The 21,885-nt window shown below is 54.8% G+C and carries 22 protein-coding genes and 1 tRNA gene; 17 read left to right on the forward strand and 6 right to left on the reverse strand.

Annotated features, from left to right (window positions below; translation table 11 throughout):
- The first annotated feature begins 43 nt into the window (after positions 1–43).
- From pstB to phoR, 4 genes are read left to right on the forward strand one after another with little or no spacing between them, the layout of a single operon-like run.
- Positions 44–862, forward strand: coding sequence for a phosphate ABC transporter ATP-binding protein PstB (gene pstB, locus AVO41_RS08305; RefSeq protein WP_068585496.1), 819 nt, complete (start codon positions 44–46; stop codon positions 860–862).
- Positions 863–903: 41 nt separating this feature from the next.
- Entirely contained in the window at positions 904–1,650 is a 747-nt protein-coding gene (gene phoU, locus AVO41_RS08310) for a phosphate signaling complex protein PhoU (protein WP_068585500.1), read from the forward strand.
- A 42-nt stretch (positions 1,651–1,692) separates the two neighbouring features.
- Positions 1,693–2,388: a phosphate regulon transcriptional regulator PhoB gene (gene phoB, locus AVO41_RS08315; protein ID WP_068585502.1), complete on the forward strand. Its 696-nt coding sequence runs from the start codon at positions 1,693–1,695 to the stop codon at positions 2,386–2,388.
- Between the two features lie 16 nt (positions 2,389–2,404).
- Complete coding sequence (gene phoR / locus AVO41_RS08320) at positions 2,405–3,709, forward strand: phosphate regulon sensor histidine kinase PhoR (RefSeq protein ID WP_068585504.1); 1,305 nt, start codon at positions 2,405–2,407, stop codon at positions 3,707–3,709.
- Between the two features lie 41 nt (positions 3,710–3,750).
- Here the strand turns inward: phoR and AVO41_RS08325 are convergent, their stop codons facing one another.
- The gene (locus tag AVO41_RS08325) at positions 3,751–5,322 is read right to left on the reverse strand and encodes an inorganic phosphate transporter (RefSeq protein WP_068585507.1); all 1,572 of its coding nucleotides are present in this window, start codon (positions 5,320–5,322) and stop codon (positions 3,751–3,753) included.
- A gap of 262 nt (positions 5,323–5,584) precedes the next feature.
- Here AVO41_RS08325 and AVO41_RS08330 point away from each other — a divergent pair, with 262 nt between their 5' ends.
- A complete protein-coding gene (locus AVO41_RS08330) occupies positions 5,585–6,553 on the forward strand; it encodes a PstS family phosphate ABC transporter substrate-binding protein (protein ID WP_068585510.1) in 969 nt (322 codons plus the stop codon).
- Between the two features lie 91 nt (positions 6,554–6,644).
- Here AVO41_RS08330 and AVO41_RS08335 read toward each other — a convergent pair whose 3' ends face one another.
- Positions 6,645–6,896: a 2Fe-2S iron-sulfur cluster-binding protein gene (locus AVO41_RS08335; RefSeq protein WP_068585514.1), complete on the reverse strand. Its 252-nt coding sequence runs from the start codon at positions 6,894–6,896 to the stop codon at positions 6,645–6,647.
- A 110-nt stretch (positions 6,897–7,006) separates the two neighbouring features.
- On the opposite strand from AVO41_RS08335, the gene AVO41_RS08340 reads away from it, so the two are divergent.
- Positions 7,007–7,837 carry an ion transporter gene (locus tag AVO41_RS08340; protein WP_068585516.1) on the forward strand — a complete coding sequence of 277 codons (831 nt, stop codon included), beginning with the start codon at positions 7,007–7,009 and terminating at the stop codon, positions 7,835–7,837.
- A gap of 30 nt (positions 7,838–7,867) precedes the next feature.
- Here the strand turns inward: AVO41_RS08340 and AVO41_RS08345 are convergent, their stop codons facing one another.
- Positions 7,868–8,413: a DsrE family protein gene (locus AVO41_RS08345; protein WP_235584708.1), complete on the reverse strand. Its 546-nt coding sequence runs from the start codon at positions 8,411–8,413 to the stop codon at positions 7,868–7,870.
- 53 nt (positions 8,414–8,466) lie between these two features.
- On the opposite strand from AVO41_RS08345, the gene AVO41_RS08350 reads away from it, so the two are divergent.
- Positions 8,467–8,766 (forward strand): BolA family transcriptional regulator, encoded by a 300-nt coding sequence (locus tag AVO41_RS08350; RefSeq protein WP_068585521.1) that lies wholly within the window; start codon positions 8,467–8,469, stop codon positions 8,764–8,766.
- A 52-nt stretch (positions 8,767–8,818) separates the two neighbouring features.
- Here the strand turns inward: AVO41_RS08350 and AVO41_RS08355 are convergent, their stop codons facing one another.
- On the reverse strand, positions 8,819–9,544 hold the full coding sequence (locus AVO41_RS08355; protein ID WP_082676664.1) for an arylesterase: 726 nt from the start codon (positions 9,542–9,544) through the stop codon (positions 8,819–8,821).
- Between AVO41_RS08355 and AVO41_RS08360 the strand changes: the two genes are divergently transcribed.
- The 3 genes from AVO41_RS08360 (at position 9,543) to AVO41_RS08370 (ending at position 12,926) form a co-directional block, all read left to right on the forward strand.
- A complete protein-coding gene (locus tag AVO41_RS08360; RefSeq protein WP_082676666.1) occupies positions 9,543–10,298 on the forward strand; it encodes an ABC transporter ATP-binding protein in 756 nt (251 codons plus the stop codon). The two genes, AVO41_RS08355 and AVO41_RS08360, sit on opposite strands and share 2 nt — an antisense overlap.
- On the forward strand, positions 10,282–12,762 hold the full coding sequence (locus AVO41_RS08365) for an ABC transporter permease (protein WP_068585523.1): 2,481 nt from the start codon (positions 10,282–10,284) through the stop codon (positions 12,760–12,762). Before AVO41_RS08360 ends, AVO41_RS08365 begins: the two co-directional genes overlap by 17 nt.
- A gap of 87 nt (positions 12,763–12,849) precedes the next feature.
- A tRNA-Pro gene (locus AVO41_RS08370) sits at positions 12,850–12,926 on the forward strand.
- Positions 12,927–13,204: 278 nt separating this feature from the next.
- Here the strand turns inward: AVO41_RS08370 and AVO41_RS08375 are convergent.
- The gene (locus AVO41_RS08375) at positions 13,205–14,056 is read right to left on the reverse strand and encodes a transglycosylase SLT domain-containing protein (RefSeq protein ID WP_153003517.1); all 852 of its coding nucleotides are present in this window, start codon (positions 14,054–14,056) and stop codon (positions 13,205–13,207) included.
- A 219-nt stretch (positions 14,057–14,275) separates the two neighbouring features.
- On the opposite strand from AVO41_RS08375, the gene prfB reads away from it, so the two are divergent.
- A protein-coding gene (gene prfB, locus AVO41_RS08380) for a peptide chain release factor 2 (protein ID WP_153003518.1) occupies positions 14,276–15,371 on the forward strand; the annotation gives its coding sequence in 2 pieces (ribosomal slippage) (positions 14,276–14,347 and positions 14,349–15,371; 1,095 coding nt in all).
- 82 nt (positions 15,372–15,453) lie between these two features.
- Positions 15,454–16,968: a lysine--tRNA ligase gene (gene lysS, locus AVO41_RS08385; protein ID WP_068585529.1), complete on the forward strand. Its 1,515-nt coding sequence runs from the start codon at positions 15,454–15,456 to the stop codon at positions 16,966–16,968.
- Between the two features lie 86 nt (positions 16,969–17,054).
- Here lysS and AVO41_RS08390 read toward each other — a convergent pair whose 3' ends face one another.
- A complete protein-coding gene (locus AVO41_RS08390) occupies positions 17,055–18,119 on the reverse strand; it encodes a folate-binding protein YgfZ (RefSeq protein WP_068585531.1) in 1,065 nt (354 codons plus the stop codon).
- Positions 18,120–18,242: 123 nt separating this feature from the next.
- Between AVO41_RS08390 and fliO the strand changes: the two genes are divergently transcribed.
- The 5 genes from fliO to flhB all read left to right on the forward strand — a co-directional run bounded on the left by fliO (position 18,243) and on the right by flhB (position 21,883).
- Entirely contained in the window at positions 18,243–18,770 is a 528-nt protein-coding gene (gene fliO / locus AVO41_RS08395; RefSeq protein ID WP_068586073.1) for a flagellar biosynthetic protein FliO, read from the forward strand.
- A gap of 80 nt (positions 18,771–18,850) precedes the next feature.
- On the forward strand, positions 18,851–19,570 hold the full coding sequence (fliP, locus tag AVO41_RS08400) for a flagellar type III secretion system pore protein FliP (RefSeq protein ID WP_304437704.1): 720 nt from the start codon (positions 18,851–18,853) through the stop codon (positions 19,568–19,570).
- 14 nt (positions 19,571–19,584) lie between these two features.
- Complete coding sequence (fliQ, locus tag AVO41_RS08405) at positions 19,585–19,854, forward strand: flagellar biosynthesis protein FliQ (protein WP_068585533.1); 270 nt, start codon at positions 19,585–19,587, stop codon at positions 19,852–19,854.
- A gap of 78 nt (positions 19,855–19,932) precedes the next feature.
- The gene (gene fliR, locus AVO41_RS08410) at positions 19,933–20,712 is read left to right on the forward strand and encodes a flagellar biosynthetic protein FliR (protein WP_068585536.1); all 780 of its coding nucleotides are present in this window, start codon (positions 19,933–19,935) and stop codon (positions 20,710–20,712) included.
- 13 nt (positions 20,713–20,725) lie between these two features.
- The gene (gene flhB, locus AVO41_RS08415; RefSeq protein ID WP_068585539.1) at positions 20,726–21,883 is read left to right on the forward strand and encodes a flagellar biosynthesis protein FlhB; all 1,158 of its coding nucleotides are present in this window, start codon (positions 20,726–20,728) and stop codon (positions 21,881–21,883) included.
- Positions 21,884–21,885 lie beyond the last annotated feature (2 nt).

Consider the following 21,885-nt stretch of genomic DNA (forward strand, 5'->3'; position numbering starts at 1 on the left):
GTCAAGTGGCCACAGGAATTCAAATATTACGAGGAAAGGCATTATGAGTGAGCAAAACGTCGGGTTGGCCATGGACCGGGACCATCGTGGCATGCACCTCGGTCAGGAAAAAATCGCGATCGAAGTCAAGGATTGGAATTTGTTCTACGGCAGCAATCAGGCCCTGAACGGCATCAATATGTCGTTGCCGGAAAACCGGGTAACGGCGTTTATCGGTCCGTCCGGGTGTGGTAAATCCACACTGTTGCGTTGTTTCAATCGAATGAACGACCTGATTCCCATTGTCCGGGTCGAAGGGGAGATGACCCTGCACGGTGAAGACATGTACGCCAAGGAAATGGACGTGGCCGCGTTGCGTCGCCGTGTGGGCATGGTGTTTCAAAAACCCAACCCCTTCCCCAAGTCCATTTATGAAAACGTCTGTTACGGCCTGCGTCTGCAGGGCATCAATGACAAGCAGGTGCTGGATGAGACCGTTGAATGGTCCCTGCAAAGCGCCGGATTGTGGGAAGAGGTCAAAGATCGGCTGGATGCGAATGCACTGGGCTTGTCCGGTGGTCAGCAGCAGCGTCTTTGCATCGCTCGTGCCATCGCGATCAAACCCGAGGTTCTGCTGCTGGATGAGCCCACGTCTGCGCTGGATCCGATCTCAACCCTGGCCATTGAAGAATTGATTTTTGAATTGAAAAAAGACTTCACGATTCTGATCGTGACGCATAATATGCAACAGGCGGCCCGTGTGTCGGACTACACCGCTTTCATGTATATGGGCGATCTGATCGAGTACACCGACACCGATACGCTGTTTACCAATCCAAGTGTCAAGCGTACCGAAGATTATATTTCCGGGCGTTACGGATAACCTCCGGTTCTGCATGCCGTCCGATCAGTAAGGAGAGAAACATGGAAAAAGAAAATTTTGGTCGCCACATTTCGGAATTGATGAACCAGAACCTGGAAGATCTGTTTAACCATATTCTGGAAATGGGCGGATTAGTGGAGCGTCAGTTCGAAGCTGCACTGGTTGCCCTGGGCAGTTCGGATACCGCCAAAGCCTCGGAAGTGGTGGCGTTTGATAAAATCGTCAATCAGGCAGAAATGGAAATTGATAAGCTGTGTTCGCGTGTGTTGGCTCGCCAACAACCGACGGCTTCCGACCTCCGACTGATTCTGGCGGCCATTCGCATTGCCATTGATTTGGAGCGCATGGGTGATGAAATCGTTAAAATCGCCAAGATGGTGGTGATGTTCGGCCATTCGGACAAAGACATTGCCTGTTCCGAATTGCCGGGTTATGGCGAACTGATGGATATTTCCACCCGCTCCAACCAGATGTTGAAGACCGCGCTGGATGATTTTGCACGCGTTTCCACCGAAGGGGCGGGCGAGCTGATTCAGGAAGAGGAGCGCATTGATGTGATTTTTGCCGAGGCCATGGCCGACCTGAAAGGGCAGCTACGCAGCCGTCCGGATGAGGTAGAATGTCTGATGGAAATGATCATTGCGTTGCGTGCGGCCGAGCGTGTGTCCGATCATGCGCGCAATGTGATAGAGAGCATTGTTTATCTGGTCAAGGGCAAAGACTTGCGTAATATGGACCAGGCGCGGCTGACTGCTTTTTTGAGCTCACTGGATGAAGAACAGGCCTGACGTCTGCCGGGCTTTTTACATCTGTCACAATAGGAAGCACGCATGACCCAACAACGCATTCTGGTGGTTGAGGACGAAGCCGCCATTCGCGATATGCTGAATTTCACTCTGACGGCCGCGGGCTATGACGTTGTTCAGGCCCCCAATGCGGAACAGGCCTGGCCGCTTTTGATGGACAAAGCCCCAGATTGTATTCTGCTGGACTGGATGCTGCCCGGTGTGAGTGGTGTGTCATTGGCACAACGCATTCGCAATCACGACCAGGTGGCGCATTTGCCCATTATTCTGCTCACCGCTCGCGGTGAAGAGAACGATCAGGTGGAAGGGTTTGAGGCCGGGGCGGACGATTACGTGATCAAGCCGTTTTCACCGCGTGCATTGGTAGCGCGGGTCAAGGCTCTGTTGCGCCGCCAGTCCAGTGATTCGGCGGTCTCCGAGCAGGTGGTTGTGGGGGATTTGAAGCTGGATCTGTCCAGTTATCGTTTCACGGTCAAAGGCGAAGAAGTGCGTCTGGGACCGACCGAATTCAAGCTGATGCATTTTTTCATGACGCATCGTGACCGCGTCTATACCCGCGCCCAGTTGCTGGATCAGGTCTGGGGTGAAAACGTGGTGGTTGAGGAGCGAACGGTGGATGTGCATATCCGCCGTTTGCGTAAATTGCTGGAGCCGGTGGGCGGTGCCGAGGCCATTCAGACAGTGCGTGGGGCCGGTTATCGGTTTTCCGTGGCCAGTTAAGTTCTGAGGTATCTGATTGTCAAAAGGGATTGCGCGGGAACTCACTTGGATTATCACCAGCCTCTGGATCGCGATTTTTATCGCCTGGGTGTCAGATCAGTGGTTCTGGGTTCTGGGCGCTTACCTGCTTTTGTATCTGGGCCGCCATCTTTACAGCGTTTCGCAATTTGAAAAATGGATCAAAGGCCATTCACGGGTTTCCTATCCGCCCAGCAGTGGTTTCTGGGGCGAAGTTAGTCACCTGGTGTCACGCAAGCAGCGTTCACTGGAAAAACACGCCAACCTGCAACTCTACAAATCCGAGCAGTTTCTGGCGGCTTCCATGGCCATGCCCGATGCGCTGGTCTCACTGAACGAAACGCATCAGATTGAATGGTTCAACCGCTCCGCACGCAAACTGTTCGTTCTCAAGCAGAGTGACATCGGGCGGCGCATCGAAAACCTCTATCGACACCCGGATTTTGTTACCTACCTCAAACGCGGGCATTACGATCAGTCGCTGGTCATCGAGGGGGTGAATCAACGTCCACGGGTGTTCAGTTTTAAGATTCTTCCCTATCACCGTGTCCACAAATTGCTCATCGTCAAAGACATCCACGAGCTTTACAATCTGGCGCAGATTCGTCGGGATTTTGTGGCCAATGCGTCGCATGAATTACGCACCCCACTGACCGTGCTCAGTGGTTATCTCGAGGTGATGCAGGATTCGGTTGAGCCGGATTCGCCCTGGGTCAAGCCGCTTAAGAGCATGGCGCATCAGTCGGATCGCATGCAGGCGATCATTAATGATCTGTTGACCCTGTCGGCAATGGAATCTGAAACCCTGACTGGCGACGAAGGCCCGGTCGCCATCGGGACGCTTTTGACGCAGATGCAGGAAAGCATGGATCAGATGACAACCGAGCACAGTGTGAGCTTTGAGATCGATCCGGCCCTTCAGATCGTCGGGTACGAGGACCCGCTCAAAAGTGTGCTCACCAATCTGGTGTCTAACGCCATTCGTTATACCCCGTCAGGCGGGTCGATTACGGTACGCTGGTATGAAGACGCCAAGGGCGCGCATTACGAGGTGGAAGACACGGGCATCGGGATTGCTCAGGCGCACATCGGGCGTCTGACCGAGCGATTTTATCGGGTGGATACCGCCCGTTCCCGTGAAACCGGGGGCACCGGGCTGGGGCTGGCGATTGTGAAACACATTCTGGAGCGCCATCAGGCCAAGCTGGTGATCAAAAGTCAGGTGCAGAAAGGGTCAATCTTTCGCTGTGACTTTTCACCGTCCAGGATCGTTCGCAAGCCGATCAGCGAGTCAGAAAAGTAATCCGAAATTGACCAGGCCTGGTCAATTTCGAACATCGCCCATCAGGGCAGCATAATTCCGCGAATGGTGAAGTAGATCAGGGCGGCCAGAATGCCGGAGGCGGGGACCGTGATCACCCAGGTGGCGACGATTTTCAGGAAGGCGGAACGCTTGACCAGTTCTTTTTGATAGACCTTGTTCAAGGATTTGCGTTCTTTTTTGGTCAGGACGGTGCTCTCTTTGTGTTCCTTCAGTTCGGCCAGCATCCACTTTTTGTCTCCAAAGCTGGCTTTGTCAAAACGCTCGATAAAGGCTTCGACTTCGGCCTGCTCATAGCCTGAGTGCGCATCGCGAATTTCCTGCAACGTTTTGGCATAAGAGCGTTTGAGATACTCGCGCAAAAAGCCGACCCCAAAGATGCCGCCCACGGCAATGTGCGTCGAGCTGACCGGCAACCCCAGCTTGGAGGCGACGATCACAGTGATGGCGGCGGCCATGGCGATGGAAAAGGCACGCATCTGATCCAGTTCGGTGATTTCCGAGCCCACGGTTTTGATCAGCTTGGGACCATAGAGCAGCAATCCCAAACTGATCCCCAGCGCCCCAATCAACAATACCCAGAATGGAATTTGGGCCTGCCCGGAAACCGCTGAGGTATTCAGTGCATCCGAGATGGCCGCCAGCGGCCCGACGGCGTTGGCCACGTCATTGGCACCGTGGGCAAAGCTCAGCAGGGCGGCGGCAAAGATAAGAGGGATCGTGAAAAGGGTATTGATGCTGGCTTTGTCATTGGCCAGACCGTCGGCTTGGCGCTGAATCATCGGTTTAACGATCAGGTAGACCCCGGTGGCAATCGCCAGGCCGATCAGCAAAGCGGTGGTAAAGTCCACCGCGATGATTTTTTTCAGTCCTTTGAGGACCAGGTAGCTGGAAAAGGCCCAGGCCATCAGTGCCACCAGAATTGGGATAAGGCGTTTGCCTGCGGCCTTCATATCATCCTGGTAGGTGATGCCACGCTTGATCCAGTAGAGAAAGCCTGCGGCAATCAAACCGCCAATGACCGGCGAAATCACCCAGCTGGCGGCAATGGCCCCCATCTGATCCCAGTTGGCAATGTGCCAGCCGCCCGCGGCAATCCCGGCACCGAGGACACCGCCGACGATGGAGTGCGTGGTGGACACTGGCGCCCCCATGGCGGTCGCCAGATTCAGCCAAAGGGCCCCGGACAGCAGGGCGGCCATCATTAACCAGATAAAGGTTTGGCTGTCGGCGATCATCTGCGGGTCAATGATGCCCTTTTTTACGGTGTTGATCACATCGCCCCCGGCGATGATGGCACCGGCCGATTCAAAAATCGCGGCCAGGATGATGGCGCCGGTCATGGTCAGAGCCTTGGAACCCACCGCGGGGCCGACATTGTTGGCGACATCGTTGGCGCCAATGTTCATGGCCATGTAACCGCCAATCATGGCGGCGATGACCAGCTCGATGTGGACATGTCCGCTGCCCACCTGCATATTGGTGGAAAACAACATGATCAGGATAATAAACAGCAGCCCCGTGCCTAAGCGAAACATCTCCCGACGACCTTTTTTGGTCGCGCCTTCAATGTCATTGACGTTTTTGAATTCCATGCAATTTTGGTCCCATTTACATCTCTGCCAACAGTGAGCGGAATTGTATAAAAAAACCCGTGCTGATTGGGGCAATTTATGACAATTATGTTGCAAAGTGTCGGATGTCTGCTTGTTTTTCGTTGATTTGTGTCATCTATTTGTAAAATTTGTTTCATCTGACTGTTACGCCGTTTCCGCATAATGCACCTTGTCTGTTTTGTTGTACAGGCTTTCATTCATCACAGGATGAGTCGAAACCTTTAATTTCAGGAGTAAGGTAATGAAGCGCAAACTTTTGATCGCAATGGGCTTGGCCGCCTCAATGGCCTCAACAACGGCGATGGCTGTGGAAGTCGATGCCAACATCCCCGAGTACAAAAAAGTCTCCGGCATTTCCGGTAACTTCTCATCCGTCGGCTCTGACACCCTGGCCAATCTGATGACGCTGTGGGCCGAAGAGTTCAAGCGTATGTATCCCAATGTGAACATCCAGATTCAGGCGGCCGGCTCGTCCACGGCGCCACCAGCGTTGACCGAATCCACGTCGAACGTGGGGCCAATGAGCCGTAAGATGAAAGCCAAAGAAGAAGCCATGTTTGAAAAAGAGCACGGTTACAAGCCAACGCCCATCGGTGTGGCCATCGATGCCTTGGCGGTTTATGTGCACAAAGACAACCCAATCAAAGGTCTGAGCATCCCTCAGGTGGACGCGATCTATTCCAGCACGCGCAAGTGCGGCATGAAAGACGACATCAAAACCTGGGGTGATGCCGGCATGAGCGGTGACATGGCCGACAAGAGCATTCAGTTGTATGGTCGCAACTCAGTGTCCGGTACCTATGGTTACTTCAAGAAGATCGCTCTGTGTAAAGGCGACTACAAGTCATCTGTGAACGAGCAGCCTGGTTCCGCTTCCGTGGTTCAGTCCACCGCGACTTCTTTGAACGGCATCGGTTATTCCGGCATTGGCTATAAGACCGCTGGTGTGCGTGCCTTGCCTCTGGCCAAGAAAGAAGGCGGGAAATTTGTTGAACCCACGCCGAACAATGCGCTGAACGGCACCTACCCGCTGGCGCGTGTGCTCTATGTATACGTCAACAAAAAGCCAAACGAAAAGCTGGATCCGCTGACACGTGAGTTCATGAACCTGGTGCTGTCACAGCAAGGTCAGAAAACGGTTGTGAAGGATGGGTACATTCCTCTGCCAGCCAACATGGTTGAAAAATACCGTGCTAAGCTGAACAACTAAAACGTTCTATCCTCCCGGATAGGTTTAAAGCCCTCCTTGAGAGGGCTTTTTTTTTGCCTGGGTTTTGACCAGGCCTGGTCAAAACGGATGATCAGACCAGTTCGATTTCCACATCGCCCAGTGGGATCACGCTGCAGGTTAGAACATGGCCGTTTTCCGGTTCATACACCGTGTCCTGAATCGCTTCCACATTGCCTGAGACCAGTTTGACTTCGCAGGCACCGCAATTGCCGCCCCGGCAGCTGTATGGCATATCAAACCCAGCTTCGTCCAGCGCATCCAGTAATGAAAAATGTCCTTCAAACTCGGCCTCACCTTGTCCGACCACGTGAATCTTGCTCATGAAATCCGTCCTTTTGTTGGGTCATCAAAAACTTTTATAAAACGATTGTGCGCGGCCCATTTTACCGTAAAATAGTGCGCCATTGCATGCATTCAAAGAGGGTTCCGAACATGACCTGGCAAGGGTTTCAAGCACACTTTCAGCGTATTCGCGACAACAAGGCGTTCGAGCTGTTTGTGATCACCGTGATCATTCTGTCTTCCCTGATGATCGGGGTGCGGACTTATCCGCTGCCGGATGCGGCCATGAGCTTTTTATGGGTGATGGATTATGCGGTGACGCTGTTCTTTCTGATTGAGATCATCATCCGCATGGCCGCGGAAGACCGATTGCGCGATTTCTTTAAAAAGGGCTGGAATATTTTCGATTTCACCATCGTGGTGGTGAGCCTGATCCCATTGGATGACGCCGAGTACGCGCTGATTGCGCGCATGTTGCGCTTGTTCCGGGTGATGCGTCTGATTTCCTTCATTCCTGAGTTGCGGGTGCTGGTCACAGCCTTGATTAATGCGTTGCCGCGCATGGGCTATGTGGCTTTGCTGATGTTCATCATCTTTTATCTGTATGCGGTGGTGGGCACGCTGTTGTTTGCCAAGATCAACCCGGTGTTGTGGGGCGATCTGGGGACGGCATTGTTGACGCTGTTTCGGGTGGCGACGTTTGAGGACTGGACCGATGTGATGTATGAGACCATGGAGGTCTATGCCTTAAGCTGGATTTATTACCTGACGTTTATCTTTTTCTCGGCGTTTGTGTTTTTGAACATGATGATTGGGATTGTGGTGGAAGTGCTGGATGAGGAGCACAAAAAGATGCTGGCGGCGGAAAAAGCACTGGAAGAATCAGAGCATCAGAGCCAGCAGGACGACATGCAGGCTCAGATCGAGGCACTGAACCGCAAAATGGATTTGTTGTTGGCGCAGAAAGGTGCGGGCCAGTGACCCGAGCCTGATCTGTGCATCAGGAAACGGTTACCAGACCAGAAGCTTGAAGCCTTCTTCCTGCAACTCCATCAGGGCTGCCGCGCCGACTTCGGCGTATTCGGCAAAGGGGCGCATGTCGCCATGGCTTAGATGGAGCGTGTTCATGGTGTTGCCACAGGCAATCCAGCGCACGTCATAATCTCTGGCAAAGCTGCCGATGCGCTCATAGGCCAAGTCTTCCACCGGTTTTTGCGGGTCTTTGGTCAGGGCGTGAATGCCGGGGCCGATGGCCACCACGGCGATGTCCACGTTGTCACCGTACTTCTGAATCATGGCCTTGATCGAGTTGAGAATGCTGGTGTGGTAGGCGGGGTCGTCCTGATTCCACATATAGACCGCATGGTGTTCGGCCGGGTCACCCGGAAAACGATCAGACGGCGGGTCCTGCAGCTCGGGAACGGGCTTGAGGCGAGCGTTGTTGTCCTCGTTGGTCGGGTCAGCCGCGTGCGCCTGAAAACTGGCCAAGGTCAGCGCCAGACTGAAGCCGCTGATGAGAATCTTTGACAGAAATGAAGATGGTTGGTTTGATAGCATAAAGCCTCCCTGAAACGATGGCACCATGATAATCGACGATGAGTAATCTGACTATGAGTTTAACCCAACAAATTGAAAATACCGTGCAAAACACCTTCGATCCCGAGGTCTTGACGCTGGAGAATGAATCCGATCAGCACGCGGGCCCCGCCCCGGAATCTCACTTTAAGCTGACGCTGGTGTCGGCTGAGTTCAACGGGCAAAGTCGCGTTAAACGCCATCAGGCGGTGTACAAAGCACTGGCGTCACTGATGCCGCAATTTCATGCCCTGGCTTTGCACACCTATACACCTGAAGAATGGACGCAACGGGGCCAGGCGCCGGATTCGCCGCCTTGTCAGGGTGGTCATTGAGATCGATTTGGCTATTTTGACCAGGCCTGGTCAAAAACGGGTCGCATGGCGTTCAGTCCGTCTGCAAAAGCGCCTCAATGTCTGGCCAGAGGTAATTCAGAATCACCGGTTGGGCGTCGGCATTGGGATGCAGGCGGTCGTCCTGCATCAGTTCCGGTTTGAGCGCCACAGGCTTTAGAAAGAACGGCACCAGCGCAGCCCCGGTGCGTTCGCTGACCTCCACAAACGTCTGTTGCAGCAGGCGATCGTAAGCCGGGCCGTAATTGCTGGGCACGCGTATCCCCAGTAGCAGCACCTGAGCCCCTTGTTGCTGGCTCTGTTCCACCATCTTCATCAGATTGCTCCGGGTCGCGCGCAGATTTTGTCCGCGCAAAGCGTCGTTGGCCCCCAGCTCCAAAATCACCCAATCAGGCTGGTGTCGGGCCAACAGTGGCGGCAGGCGGTTTTTTCCGCCGGAGGTGGTCTCACCGCTCAGACTTGCATTGACGACTTGGATGTTGCTCTGCGCCTGCGTCAGTTTTTGACGCAGCAGCGCCACCCAGCCCTGTTGCGTGTCCAATCCATAGGCGGCGCTCAAACTGTCGCCAAAGACCAGAAGAGTGCCGTGGTCACTGAGTTTGGGTTTTGGTTGGGCTTGCGTTACACTTGAGTAACTTAAACCGATTCCCAACAAAAGCAGAACCAGCCATGCTAGCGAGCCCAGCCGCCGACCCCAGACAGGAGTTTGTGCGGCGCGGGCCTGGCCCTGGCAACTGATTTGGCATTGAGAGACACCCATGACTGATCCTTCTGATTCATCCAATACTGACCGAGACCCCGTCCTGAAGCTGGATCAGGTCGGCTTTTGTGTGCCCCAGCAGTCGCAGACCCCGTCTGACGATGGGCGCGCGGCCGAGCCGGGATTGCTTCGTATATTAAAGGGCTGTGACTTACGTGTCCAGCGTGGTGAGAGCGTCTCCATCATTGGACGTTCCGGGTCGGGCAAGTCCACCTTGTTGTCCTTGATGGCGGGGCTGGCGTTGCCCACTGAGGGCAATGTGCATTTGTTGGGTCAGTGCCTGAACCGTCTGCAGGAAGATCAGCGGGCAGCGGTGCGGGCCCAGGCGGTCGGGTTTGTGTTTCAGAACTTTCAGTTGATGCCCAGCATGAGCGCGCTGGAAAACGTGCTCATGCCGTTGGAGCTTTTTCAGATGCCGCAGGCGCGCGAACGAGCTTTGGCGGCGCTCGATCAGGTCGGGCTGTCAGAGCGGGTGCATCACCGGCCAGCGCAATTGTCGGGCGGTGAGCAGCAACGGGTGGCGCTGGCACGGGCCTTTGTCACCGAACCTGATGTGTTGTTTGCCGACGAGCCGACCGGCAATCTGGACGAGGTGACCGCCGGCCATGTTCAGGAGCTGCTGTTTGATCTGAATGCTCGCACCCATACCACGCTGGTGCTGGTGACGCACGATAAAGCCTTTGCTCGCCATTGCCAAAAAGCGTATCAACTCACCGAAGGACGATTGGAGCCGGTGCATGCAACGAATGACTGATGCCGCAACCAGCGTTCGCTGGCTGTGGCGGGGGCTGAAAAAAGGCGACTGGCTTTGGTTGATGCTGGCGGTGGTAATCGCCAGTGCGACCGTCACCTTTGTGGAGCGTCTGGGCGACACCGCGAAGGAAAGCATGGTGCGCAAAGCCGCGATGAATCTGGGTGCGGACACGGTGCTTGAGAGTTCGCGCCCGATTGGCGATCGCTGGCGGGCACTGGCCGAGCAGTTGGACCTGTCTGTGGCCGAGTCACAAACGCTGGTAACCATGGCCTCCGTGGACGACGCCAAAGGGGGCAGCGCGTTTCAGTTGGTGCGTCTCAAAGGCGTCAGCCCCAATCTGCCGCTGCGGGGCAGTGGCGACCTGCCTCGCATTCCAGCGCAGTCCAATCAGGTGTGGGCCGAGCAGGCGCTGGTGCCGCTGATGGGGTTGAATACGCAACCGCCCAGTTCGATTGTGCTCGGCAACCGCAGCTTTGAACTGGCCGCGACCTATGCGTCCAATCAATCGGGTCTGGGAATGACTGCCTTTGCCTACGAAATGCGCGTGGCACTGGACCAACTCGATCAAACCGGCCTGAAAGGGCCTGGCAGTCGGGTCAGTTACCATCTGTCGGTGGCCGGCGACGCGGCATCGGTGGAAGCCTTTACTCGGGCTGTGCGCGAGGCCGATACGCCGAGTTTGGAGGTGCGTTCGGCTCAGTCACCGTCGGAGGACCTGGGGCAGGCGTTGGACACGGCCTGGCAGTTTCTGGATCTGGCCGGTTTGTCTGCGGTGTTGGTGGCCGGCCTGTCGATTCTGATTGCCAGCCGGTTTTACCTGGGGCGCTGGCAAAATATGATTGCCTTGATGCGTGCCTTGGGCGCGACCCGTGCACGGATTACCCGTCTGTTTGCGGTGCAGCTGATGGCGCTGGCGCTGGGGGCGGCGTTGATCGGCGTCTTGTTGGGGCAGCTGTTGTTTGTTGCGGTGACGCCATTGCTGGCGCATTATTTTGACCCGTTGGTGCTGTCGGATTGGCGCGGCGTCAGTCTATATGGATTGCTGATGGGGGTGTTGGTGTTGTGGAGCTTTGCTTGGCAGGCGTTTCGTCGTGCGGTGGCCACACCACCGGTGGCGCTTCTCAAAACCATCTCAGATGCGGTTCCCATGCAACACTGGCTGGCGAGCCTGGGACTGATTCTGCTGGTGATGGCCCTGATCAGTGCCGGAAGCTGGTGGGTTCTCAGTGCGGTGGCCGTGATGGCTGGGTTGCTATATCTGGCCGCTCAGGTTCTGATCTGGGCGCTCAATCACTGGCAGCGTCACGCCAGTGGCTGGTTGAAACTGTCGATTGCGGCGTTGACGCGTTCACCGGGCCTGGTCAGAATTCAACTGATGTCGATCGGGCTGGTGCTGTTTGTGTTGATGCTGATGACGTTTGTGCGGGCCGATCTGATGACCAACTGGCAGTTGTCGCTGCCGGCGGACACCCCTGATACGTTTGTGATCAATGTTCAACCCGATCAAAAAGAAACGGTGATTCGGTTATTGAGCGAACGGGGCATCGATACGGATCTGGTTCCGATGGCGCGCGGCCGTCTGGTGGCGGTCGAAGGCGCCCCGATTCGGGCCGAAGATCAGAGCTCTTCACGCGGCAAACGACTGCTTCAGCGTGAAGCCAATATCGCAGTGATGCCTTCACCGCCAGAGTACAACCGGATTGTGGCTCAGCGCTCTCAGGCTGAGCAGGCAGCCTCCGAGCTGCCGTTTGTGTCCGTCGAGCAGGGCATCGCCGAACTGTATGGCCTGAAACTCGGCCAGACGCTGACTTTTGATTTCAGTGGCCAGCGTCAGACTTATGTGATCAACAGTCTCCGGGAGGTGACCTGGCAGAGTTTTCGGTTGAATTTCTTTTTTGTGGTGCAGCCGCAACCCTCAGGGTCGTTGCCGATTTCTTATTTGGGGAATTTTGCTCTGTCACAAACGGATACCACGCCGCAGGCATTGATGCAGGTGATGGGGCGTGAGGCCCCTGGCGTGCTGGTGATCGATGCCGGCCGCATTATGGAACAGATTCAGACCATTATGCGTCAGGCCAGCTGGGCAGTTTCCGGGCTCTATGGGTTTACTCTGGCCGCCAGTCTGATTGTGCTGTTGACGGCAACCATGGCCAGCCAGCAGAGTCGGATTCAAAGCTGGCTGTTGTTGCGCACCATTGGCGCTTCGCAAGTCACCGTGTTGAAAGTCGGGTTGATGGAGTTTGCGCTGCTGGGTGCTCTGGCCGGGTTGCTTGCGGCCACCTTCGCTCAGATCACTGGCTTGTTGATCAGTCAGTTTGTGCTGGAGATGACGCCACAGTTGAGCCCGATGCTCTGGGCGCTGAGTGTGCTGCTGGGCAGCACGATTCTGGTGATCATGGGGTGGTTAACCCAGCGCCATTACCTGAAACTGACCCCTTCTGCGATGGCGCAGAGGTGGGGGTGAGCCGGTTGGGTGAAAAATATCTCGACTCGGTGCAGGCAGAGCGCTTGAAACCACGGGCAATGTCGCTATAATAGCGACTTCAATAATCGGGGCATGGCTCAGTCTGGTAGAGCACCGTCATGGGGTGGCGGGGGTCGTAGGTTCAAATCCTACTGTCCCGACCAATTATTGACTTCCTTTCTTCCTTCTTTTCTTTCTTTCCTCTTTGGTTGCAAGCAATCTCGGCTTATGCATGCCTGTCTGTGTCGTCACTTAGCCGTCTGCTACACAGGATGAACCAGCAGGCCTAGGCGCACACGTTCCAGATCGATCAGTTTCAGCCGGTGTGGCGGCGACAGGCAGGAAATATGCCCTAAATGATGACGTTCAGGCAGGCAGATTCGAGGTGGTTTGATACACCGGGCATCCTGGAATGAGATGCCTCGGTGCGAATTGAAAGAGGTTAACAGTAAGGCCAGTTGCGGCAGCTGCTGGGTGGGGGCAGATCAGCGGAGCTCGTTTTTTCAGTTTTGGCGGGTGCGGTGCGCTTTTTGCCAAAAAGATCAGCCACACTGTGCGATGCCACATCGCGGTTGTCCGCCAGTTGATCCGGTGCGGGGCGTTTGGGTTCCGCCTGCACAGGAGCTTTTTTTGCCACCTTGGTCGGCTTCAGAGTCGAGTTTGGCCGATCACCCGCGTCCACATAGATCGTACAGGTATCAAGTTGACTGTTGTAGGCATAAGCTTGATTCTGCACTTTTTTGGCCACGCGTTTCAGCCAGGGTTTTTTGTGATAAGTACCGCGGTTATATCCACCCTGACCTTCGTGGTAGGCCAGATACAGGTTGTAAGCGTCTGTTTTGGCGATGCCTGAGCGCTCATAGGTCTGGTGGTTGTACCAGCCAATGAAATCCATGGCATCGTAAATGTTGTTACGTCGGGCGCCCATGTTGCCGGTGTTTCTGCGGTATTCGCCCCAGGTGCCATCGAGCGCCTGCGAATAGCCGTAGGCGGATGAGATGTGGCCGACCGGGACGCCACCGACGTATTTCATGCGAGGGCGGGCATCGGATTGGAACCGGGATTCCTGGTGAACAATGGCGAGTAGAATGTTGGCGGGCGTCCCCCATTTTTGCTCGGACAGTAACGCTGCTTTCTGATAATGCGGGTTTTCATCTGTGATTTTGCAGATGTTGCCGCTGACGTGGCTGACGGATTTACCGCCTTTGTATGACGAGCTGGTGGAACAGCCTGTCCCCAAAACCATCAGGCCACACAGGCCCAATAATCCAATCAAACGATATGAATAGGACATAACGTTAACCCCTTGTGTGTATGTATTGGCTTTTCTTTCCGGTCTTTGGGGCAATCTGTTTTATTTTTATTATGTTTTAAGCACGTCTTCGGCGCCTGTAAGGATCGTAACGACGTCGTGCCAGAATACTTGAGCACAAAATGTGCCTTTGTGCAAAAAATAGGTCAGGGTGCTATAATCGCGCCCTTGAATTGAAACCGTTCGAAAATGGGACATGGCATGGAATTGAATCCGATTTATCAACAGATCAAAGACTTCCGGGAGCGAGGGGATTCGCTGAGGGGGTATCTTTGACTTTGATCAGAAACAAGAGCGTTTAGAAGAGGTCGCGCGCGAGCTGGAAGACCCCGACGTCTGGAGCCAGCCGGAGAAAGCGCAGGCACTGGGCAAGGAAAAAGCTCAGTTGGAATCGGTGGTGGACGTCCTGACCGATTTGGATGAGTCGCTGCAGTCAGTGGAAGAGCTGCTGGAGATGGTCGAAGCCGAAGACGACGAGGAAATGGCCGATGAGGTGCGTGAGGAAATGACGTGCCTGGAAGCTTTGTTGGAAAAGTTGGAATTCCAGCGGATGTTTTCGGGAGAAATGGACGCCAACAACGCCTACCTCGATATTCAATCCGGTTCCGGTGGCACCGAAGCGCAGGACTGGGCCAACATGCTGTTGCGCATGTATTTGCGCTGGGCGGAAAGCCATGGTTTCAAGGCCGATCTTCTGGAAGCCTCCGATGGCGATGTGGCGGGCATCAAAAGTGCCACCATCCATATTCAGGGCGATCACGCTTTTGGGTGGCTGCGCACTGAGACCGGCGTGCACCGCCTGGTGCGTAAATCGCCGTTTGATTCCGGTAATCGCCGACACACCTCTTTCGCTTCGGTGTTTGTGTCGCCGGAAATCGATGACAGTTTTGAAATCGAAATCAATCCGGCTGATTTGCGCATTGATGTCTACCGCGCCAGTGGGGCCGGTGGGCAGCACGTAAACCGGACCGAATCGGCGGTGCGGATCACTCACTTGCCCACCAACACGGTGACGCAATGTCAGATGGGGCGTTCACAGCACCAGAACAAGGCCGAGGCCATGAAGCAGCTGCGGGCCAAGTTATACGAGCAGGAGTTGCTCAGTCGCAACGCCGAGAAACAGGCGATGGAAGATAACAAGTCCGACATCGGTTGGGGCAGTCAGATTCGTTCTTACGTGCTCGATTCCGGTCGTATCAAGGATTTGCGCACCAATGTGGAAACCGGCAATACCCAGGCGGTGCTGGACGGCGATCTGGATCAGTTTATCGTGCCCAATCTGCAAGCCGGGGTATAAAATCAACCAGGCCTGGTAAAAAAGACCGGGCTTGAGGTTGTTCACACACTTATTTAACGCTTAATCAATCAGGAAACAAGGTATGGCAAAAAACAAGCAGGCTGACACCCCCGAAGTGGATGAAAATCAGATCATTGCGGAAAGACGAGCCAAATTGCAAGCGTTGCGCGACAACGGGCAGGCCTATCCCAACACGTTTCGTCGTACCGATGTCTCCGTTGATTTGCATGAGCAATACGATGCCTTGAGCAAGGAAGAGCTGGCCGATGCCGAACCGGTGACGGTGAAAGTGGCCGGACGCATGGTGCTGCGTCGGATTATGGGCAAAGCCAGCTTTGCCACGCTGCAGGATACACAGGGCCGGATTCAGATTTATGTGACCCGTGATGCCTTGCCCGAAGGGTTTTACAACACCCAGTTCAAAAAATGGGATCTGGGCGATATCGTCGGGGCCGAAGGCACGCTTTTTAAAACCAATACGGGCGAATTGTCGGTGCACGTGACCCACATTGAGCTGATAACCAAGGCCATCCGTCCGCTGCCGGATAAGTTCCACGGTTTGCAGGATCAGGAAGTGAAATACCGCCAGCGTTACATCGACCTGATTGTGAATGAAGACAGTCGCGACACCTTTATGCTGCGCTCCAAAGTCGTGCAGCATGTGCGTGAATTTCTGATCCGTGAAGGTTTTATGGAAGTCGAGACGCCCATGATGCACGTGATTCCGGGCGGGGCCACGGCAAAACCCTTTGCGACGCACCATAATGCGTTGGACATGCCGCTTTATTTGCGTATCGCGCCCGAGCTTTATTTGAAGCGCCTGCTGGTCGGCGGGTTTGAGCGGGTGTTTGAAATCAACCGCAGCTTCCGGAACGAAGGTCTGTCGACGCGCCATAACCCGGAATTCACGATGGTCGAGTTTTATGCGGCTTACACGGATTACACCGAGTTGATGGATGCGACCGAACAGTTGCTGAAAGAACTGGCGGATTTGACGCAGGGAACGTCTCAGGTGCATTATCAGGGCGAAACCTACGACTTTGGCAAACCGTTTGCCCGCATGACTCTGAAAGACGCCATCCTGAAATACAACCCGGATCTGTCGGCGGCTGATCTGGATGACGTGGCCTCGGCACGTGCCATCGCGGAACGCTTGAAAATCCAGGTGGACGCCGAAGCCGGACTGGGCAAAATCCAGACCGAAATCTTTGAAGAAACGGCGGAGCACCAGCTTAAAGATCCGACGTTCATCACCGAATACCCGGCGGAAGTGTCGCCCTTGGCGCGTCGTAATGATGACAACCCGTTTATCACCGATCGTTTCGAGTTGTTCATCGGTGGTCGGGAACTGGCCAATGGCTTTAATGAGTTGAACGACGCCGAAGATCAGGCCGAGCGTTTCCGTGAACAGGCCAATGCCAAGGATGCCGGCGACGAAGAAGCCATGCACTATGACGAAGATTACATCGTCGCACTCGAGCACGGCATGCCGCCCGCGGCCGGGGAAGGCATCGGTATTGACCGATTGGTGATGCTGTTCGCCGACAAGCCGAGCATCCGCGACGTGCTGCTGTTTCCGCACATGCGTCAGGTTTAGTCGGGCTCCATTGCGCTGATTAAAAACGCCGCCATGACTGTGTCAGGTCATGGCGGCGTTTTTGTGTCTGACGAAGGTTGGCCGGATCAGTCTTCGGATAGGATGTCGTAAGGCAGCGGTTCGATGGTGGCCGCCTGACCGGCTTCGGTGGTCAGTGGGGCCTGAGCCGTTTCCAGCGGCTTGAGGGTGGTAATGGCCAGACACACTTTGCCGTCTTCAATGTCTTCGGCGGCATTGATCAGGGTGAATTTATAGGGCTTTTCTTTCTGGTCGAGCAGCTTGAAGGTGTCGCCCGGGGCCAGTTCGGCCTGATTGTCTTTGAGGTGCAGGCGCACCATGCGCTTGGTAACCTTGCCGCGAAAATGCAAACGGGCGATCACTTCCTGACCGGGGAAACAGCCTTTTCGGAAATTGATGGCGTCGAGTTTGTCCAGATTTAGAAATTGGGCAATAAACTGGCCAGCGGTGGCTTGGGTCAGGCGGGGCAGCCCGCTGACCACGTCCAATAGCTGCCAGTCGGCGTCATTGGTGGCTTCGCCATTGCCGGTCAATCCCTGCCAGATGGTTTCAGCCTGTTGCGGCGGTGCGACAAACAGATAGCGGTGATAGGGGCCGGGTACTTTGATTCCATAGCTGTCATCCAGCCCTTCCAGCGGCTGGACCTCATAGGTTTCCTTGATTTTGGTGTCGAGCAGTCGTTGAATGTTCAGGTCGGCGAATTCGCCCGCATAGCCGATTTGAACCAACTGGTCGCTGACGTTTTCGATTTCAACCTGAGCACGCAGTTTATACAGGTTTAGGCGCTGTACCACGGTGTCCGTGACGTCGGGGTCACAGTGAAGATACCAGGCCTGGTCAATTTTGAACACGGTAAACAGTCCCAGCAACTGCCCTTTGGGATCGCAATACCCGCTCAGTTGTGCCTGGGTGTCGGTGACGTTTGAGAGGTCATTGGTCAGTTGCCCCTGCAGAAAATTAAACGCTTCGTCGCCCTGGATCCGGATCAGTCCTTTGTGGGCGAGGCTGGCGCGCACCGGGCCGTGTTTGACCATGATGCGCTCCAGATCGGGTTGCCCCCAGCTGGTGACAACTCCTTGCTCGTTGAGTGTTGCGCCCTGGGATTCAAGAAATGCGTGCCATTGTGAATGCATGTGGGTTCCTTAATTTCTGACTGTTTAACTCTGGAATTTGTGCATTATACCTGACGCAGGCGGGTTGTCTGAAGGCGAATAATTACTGACAGGGCAGTGAATTATCCATTACAATTCAAGGTCATGAAATCTCTATTCCCTTTGATTGTTTTGATTGGTGTGGCCGCACTGATGTTTGCCGGAAAAAGCTGGTCGCAGGAGGCGGTGCCTGCGGCCGATGCGTCTCTGACCCAACCGGCCGAGCCGAAAGCAGTACTGCCCGAGACCGGCATGACCGCGGGGCTGGAGCCGTCCAGTTACGTGTCGCAGATCATTTTGTCGCTGATTTTTATTTTGCTGATCATTTTTGCCAGTGCCTGGTTGCTGAAGCGCTTTGGGCGAGTGCAGGGCGTCGCCGGTGAGGCGATGAAGGTATTGAGTGTGATGAGTGTGGGGCAGAAAGAACGCATTGTGTTGATGCAGGTGGGTGAGCAGCAGTTGCTGGTGGGCGTGACCACCGCCAAGATCACCCTGCTGAAAGAATTGGACACACCGATTGAGGTGAACACACGCGGGACATTGACGTCGAATGCGTTTGCCAATCGCTTGCAGGAAGCGCTTTCTCGTACCGCCGCGTCGAATGAGTCCCCTCACAAGGGGCGTGAGCGATGAAGCGCCGAGCCATGACATTACCCGCCTGGTCACGTCAGCTTTTCTGGTTCGGGCTGCTGGCTTTGGTGCCGATCAGCCTGATGGTCTGGTCGGTGCAGGCCTGGGCCGAGCCGGGGATTCCGGCTTTTACCGTGCAGACCGACGCCGATGGCAATCAGGATTACACCTTGACCATGCAGATCCTGTTGTTAATGACGGGGCTGACGCTGTTGCCGGCGGTGTTGATTGCGATGACGGCGTTTTTGCGGATCATTGTGGTGCTGGCGCTGCTCAGGCAGGCATTGGGGACGATGCAGACCCCGTCCAGTCAGGTGTTGATCGGTCTGGCGTTATTTCTGACGTTGTTTATCATGTCGCCGGTGCTGGAGCGCATATACGACACAGCCGTGTCGCCGTATCTGCAAGAAGAAATTCAATTCAAAGAAGCGGTGGAAATTGCGTCCAAGCCCATGCATCAGTTTATGTTGCAGCAGACGCGTCAGGATGATTTGGGCATGTTTGCCGAGATGGCGGAAGTTCAACTGACCGAACCGTCCGAGGTGCCGTTCAAAATTCTGATTCCCGCTTACATGACCAGTGAGTTAAAAACGGCGTTTCAGATCGGGTTTTTGATATTTATTCCGTTTCTGATCATCGATCTGGTGGTGGCCACGCTGCTCATGTCGATGGGGATGATGATGCTCTCGCCCATGATTATTTCCCTGCCGTTTAAGATCATGCTGTTTGTGCTGATCGATGGTTGGGCGTTGATTATGGGCACCCTGGCCAACAGTTTTGTGGTCTCGGGCGGTGGGATTTAGATGGAGGTCTGGCTATGACACCCGAAACGGTTCTATCCGTGGGGCAGCGAATGCTCGAAGTGATTTTCATGCTGGCTGGTCCCCTGTTGATTCCAGCCCTGCTGGTTGGTTTGCTGGTGGGGATGTTTCAGGCCGCGACTCAAATCAACGAAATGACTCTGAGCTTTATTCCCAAAGTGGCCATCGTTGGGGTGGTGATGGTGTTGCTCGGGCCTTGGATGCTGACCACACTGGTGTCTTTTTCGCGCGAGTTGTTTATGAACATTCCCAACTTCATCGGGTGAGTGTATGCAGGCGGCCTTGCATGTTACCAGGCCTGGTCAAAATTCCATGGCCGCGTTCGTCAAAGAGAGCCGGTCGTTATGACGTTCAGTTATAGCGAGTTTTTGCAGCTGCTTGGTTTGTATTTCTGGCCGTTTGTACGCATCTCCGGCATGTTGCTGATGGTCCCGGTGTTGTCGGGGTCTTATGTGCCCATGCGGGTGCGTCTGATGCTGGCGGTGTTCATCACTTTGGCGGTGGCGCCGACCATGGATTTGCCTCCGCCGGTGAGTCCGTTTACCCTGCATGGGATCATGTTGATTGTGCAGCAGCTGGGCATCGGGATCGCGATTGGACTGGTGTTTGCCGTGGTCTTTCAGGCGTTTGTTATTGCCGGGCATCTGGCCTCCATGGCCATGGGTCTGGCGATGGCGCAGATGGTGGACCCTGCCACCGGCGTCAATACGCCGATCATCGGGCGCTATTTCACTATTATGGCAACCTTGCTGTTTTTGCTTTTGAACGGGCATGTGTTCATTTTCAAGGCGGTGGTTAACAGCTTTGAAACCCTGCCTATCGGGGTGTCGTTTTTCAATCAGGACAGTTTGAAGCTTTTGTATGAATTCGGATCACAGATGTTCATCTATGGGGTGGCGGTGGCGTTGCCGTTGGTGACGGCCTTGCTTCTGGTAAACATCTCATTCGGGGTCATTTCCCGAGCTGCGCCGGCCATGAACATTTTCGCGGTGGGCTTTCCGGTGACGCTACTCGCCGGTTTGGCCATGTTGATCTTCATTACGCCGCTGCTCTTACCCAATTTGCAGCACCTGATCCATGCCAGTGATGAAGTGTTGTCACAATTGCGTTTGACTCAACCCTGACAGGATATAGCCGATGGCTGAGAACCAGGACGGAACCGAAAAAACCGAAGAACCCACTGAGAAAAAACTCAGGGAAGCGCGGGAAAAAGGGGATGTGGCCCGTTCACGGGAGCTGACCACTTTTGCCATGACGTTTGGTGCAGCGGTTTATCTGTATCTGTTTGGCGGCGGGATGCTGGCCAAGTTTGAAGATGTGTTCAAGCAGGGCCTGAGTTTTGACCGTGCGCATGCCTACGATACCGGCATGCTGGCCAATCATATTATCGGCATGGTGATCGACTCGATCTGGATGATCACGCCGTTTTTGCTGTTGATGGTGCTGATCGCCATCATTTCTTCCTCGTTGCTGGGCGGCTGGAATTTCAGTACCCAGGCCATGGCTCCCAAACTGAGCAAGATGAACCCGCTCAGCGGCCTCAAGCGCATGATGTCCATGAATGCGCTGATGGAATTTCTCAAAGCCTTTGCCAAGTTTACCCTGGTGAGCATCATTGCCGGGTTTTTGCTCTGGTATTCCTATCAGGAAGTCTTGTCCATGGGCGTGGAGCCGCCGAAGCAGGGGCTGGCGCATGCCGGGCAGTTGATCACGGAGGCCTTTATTATTGTGTCGTTGGCCCTGTTGGTGGTGGCGGCGGTGGACGTACCGTTTCAAATGCACCAGCACATCACCAAGCTCAAAATGACCAAACAGGAAGTCAAAGACGAGCAGAAACAGCAGGAAGGGAGCCCGGAAGTGAAAGCGCGTATCCGTCAGGTGCAGCGTGAAACGGCACAAAAGCGTATGATGCAACAGGTGCCGGAAGCGGATGTGGTGATCACCAACCCCACGCATTTTGCGGTGGCCCTTAAGTACGAGGCCGAAACCATGAATGAGCCGGTGGTGCTTGCAATCGGGTCGGATTTTATGGCAGCGCAGATTCGCACCCTGGCGCAGGAAAATGACATTCCCATTGTGGAAGCTCCGCCCCTGGCGCGTGCTTTGTACTATAATGCCGAAGTGGATCGACCCATCCCCTACGACTTGTTCAAGGCGGTGGCGACGATTCTTGCGTATGTCTTTCAACTTAAAGAAGGCAAACCAACTCAATCGGTGGATTTTGATAATCTGCCGATCCCTGAGGCCATGCAAACCGACAAGCCGACGTCGGCCGATGCCGAGCGGATGACGTAAAA

Source organism: Thiomicrospira sp. WB1, from assembly GCF_001507535.1.
In the GTDB taxonomy this organism is placed as follows: domain Bacteria; phylum Pseudomonadota; class Gammaproteobacteria; order Thiomicrospirales; family Thiomicrospiraceae; genus Hydrogenovibrio.